At 68.2% G+C, this 2901-nt stretch carries 2 protein-coding genes; both read right to left on the bottom strand.

Going from position 1 to position 2901, the window contains the following annotated elements; translation table 11 throughout:
- Window positions 1–1070, bottom strand: a 1070-nt coding sequence (locus ACFW2E_RS44570; RefSeq protein WP_384477225.1) for a 2-oxoacid:ferredoxin oxidoreductase subunit beta, incomplete at its 3' end; no start/stop codon positions are given.
- Window positions 1063–2901: 2-oxoacid:acceptor oxidoreductase subunit alpha (locus ACFW2E_RS44565; RefSeq protein WP_384477222.1), on the bottom strand; the 1839-nt coding region annotated here is incomplete at its 5' end. The genes ACFW2E_RS44565 and ACFW2E_RS44570, both read right to left, overlap by 8 nt.

The following is a 2901-nucleotide window of genomic DNA, read 5'->3' as shown; positions in this document are numbered from 1 at the left end:
ACCGTCCAGGTGTCGCCGCCGGCGAGGAGGGCGGCGAGGTCGCCCTTGCCGTGGTGTTCGACGGCGGTGTCGAGCTGGTCGGCCATCTGGGTGTCGTAGACGGGGCGTTCGACGGAGCGGAAGACGCCGATGGGGGTGTGGTGGAGGTTGTCGGGGTCGGCGAGGCGGGAGAGGGCGAAGGCGGTGGTGGGTGAGGCGGTGTGGGCGTCGTGGACGAGGATGTCGTGCTCGTTGTCGGGGGTGACGGTGACGATGTCGAGGTCGCCGGTGGCCGGGTTGCGGACGACGCCGCGGGACCGGTCGGGGCCGAAGCGGACGGGTTGTGCGTGTTCGAGGCGGATGACGGCCTCTTCGGCGGTCTGCTGGTCCTTGAGGACCTCGAAGGCGCCGTCGTTGAAGATGTTGCAGTTCTGGTAGATCTCGACGAGGGCGGTGCCGGGGTGGGTGGCGGCGGCGCGCAGGACGTCGGTGAGGTGTCTGCGGTCGGAGTCGATGGTGCGGGCGACGAAGGAGGCTTCGGCTCCGAGGGCGAGGGAGACGGGGTTGAAGGGGGCGTCGAGGGAGCCCATCGGGGTGGATTTGGTGATCTTGCCGACTTCGGAGGTCGGGGAGTACTGGCCCTTGGTCAGGCCGTAGATCCGGTTGTTGAACAGCAGGATCTTGAGGTTGACGTTGCGGCGCAGGGCGTGGATGAGGTGGTTGCCGCCGATGGACAGGGCGTCGCCGTCGCCGGTGACGACCCAGACGCTCAGGTCGCGGCGGGAGGTGGCCAGGCCGGTGGCGATGGCGGGGGCGCGGCCGTGGATGGAGTGCATGCCGTACGTGTTCATGTAGTACGGGAAGCGGGAGGAGCAGCCGATGCCGGAGACGAAGACGATGTTCTCGCGGGCCAGGCCGAGTTCGGGCATGAAGCCCTGGACCGCGGCCAGGATCGCGTAGTCACCGCAGCCCGGGCACCAGCGCACCTCCTGGTCCGACTTGAAGTCCTTCATCGACTGCCTGGCCTCGGCCTTCGGAACCAGCGAGAGCGACTCGATCGTGCCCGCGCCCTGCGTGGACGTCTCAGCCATCGATGGCCTCCTTCAGCACGGTGGCGAGCTGTTCCGCCTTGAACGGCATGCCGTTGACCTGGTTGCAGGAGTGCGCGTCGACCAGGTACTTCGCCCGGATGAGCAGGGCGAGCTGCCCGAGGTTCATCTCGGGGATCACCACCTTGTCGTAACGCTTGAGGACCGCACCCAGATTCCCCGGGAAGGGGTTGAGGTGGCGCAGGTGGGCCTGGGCGATGGATTCGCCGGCGGTGCGCAGGCGGCGGACGGCGGCGGTGATGGGACCGTAGGTCGAGCCCCAGCCCAGGACCAGGGTCCGGGCCCCGTGCGGGTCGTCGACCTCGAGGCCGGGCACCTCGATACCGTCGATCTTGGCCTGGCGGATGCGGACCATGAAATCGTGGTTGGCCGGGTCGTAGGAGATGTTCCCGGAACCGTCCTGCTTCTCGATCCCGCCGATCCGGTGCTCCAGCCCCGGTGTGCCGGGCACCGCCCAGGGCCGGGCCAGGGTCTGCGCATCCCGCCGGTAGGGCCAGAACACCTCGCTGCCGTCGTCCAGGGTGTGGTTGGGGCCCTGCGCGAACTGCACCCTCAGATCCGGCAGCTCCTCCAGCTCCGGGATCCGCCACGGCTCCGATCCGTTGGCCAGATAGCCGTCCGAGAGCAGCATCACCGGGGTGCGGTAGACCAGCGCGATCCGGGCCGCCTCCAAAGCCGCGTCGAAACAGTCGGCCGGCGTGCACGGCGCGATCACCGGCACCGGCGCCTCACCGTTACGGCCGTACATCGCCTGCAGCAGATCCGCCTGCTCCGTCTTGGTCGGCAGCCCCGTGGACGGACCGCCCCGCTGGATGTCGATCACCAGCAGCGGCAGCTCCAGCGACACCGCCAGCCCGATCGTCTCGCTCTTGAGCGCCACCCCCGGCCCCGACGTCGTGGTCACCGCCAGCGACCCGCCGAACGCCGCACCCAAAGCCGCCCCGATCCCCGCGATCTCGTCCTCCGCCTGGAACGTACGCACCCCGAAGTTCTTGTGCTTCGACAACTCGTGCAGGATGTCCGAGGCCGGAGTGATCGGATACGAGCCCAGGAACAACGGCAGATCCGACTGCCGCGACGCCGCCACCAGACCATAGGCCAGCGCCAGGTTCCCCGAGATGTTGCGGTAGGTACCCACCGGGAACGCCTTCGCCGCCGGCGCCACCTCGTAGGAGACCGCGAAATCCTCCGTCGTCTCCCCGAAGTTCCAGCCCGCACGGAACGCCGCGATGTTCGCCGCCGCGATCTGCGGCTTCTTCGCGAACTTCGAGTTCAGGAACTTCTCCGTACCCTCGGTCGGCCGGTGGTACATCCACGACAGCAGACCCAGCGCGAACATGTTCTTGCTGCGCTCGGCCTCCTTGCGCGAAAGGTCGAACTCCTTGAGCGCCTCCACCGTCAACGTCGTCAACGGCACCGGATGCAGGCTGTACCCGTCCAGCGACCCGTCCTCCAGCGGACTGACCGCGTACCCCACCTTCTGCATGGCCCGCCTGGTGAACTCGTCCGTGTTGACGATGATCTCCGCACCCCGCGGCAGGTCCCCGACATTCGCCTTCAACGCCGCCGGATTCATCGCGACCAGCACGTTCGGCGCATCGCCGGGAGTAAGGATGTCGTGGTCGGCGAAGTGCAGCTGGAACGAGGACACACCCGGCAACGTCCCGGCCGGCGCACGGATCTCGGCAGGGAAGTTCGGAAGCGTCGAGAGGTCATTGCCGAAGGACGCCGTCTCCGACGTGAACCGGTCACCGGTGAGCTGCATACCGTCACCCGAGTCCCCCGCGAACCGGATGATCACCCGGTCGAGGCG

Origin of the sequence: Streptomyces sp. NPDC058964 (assembly GCF_042741275.1) — a bacterium.
Lineage (GTDB): Bacteria > Actinomycetota > Actinomycetes > Streptomycetales > Streptomycetaceae > Streptomyces.
The sequence above is the reverse complement of the archived record's forward strand: the minus strand, read 5'-3'. Positions and strand labels throughout refer to the sequence as shown.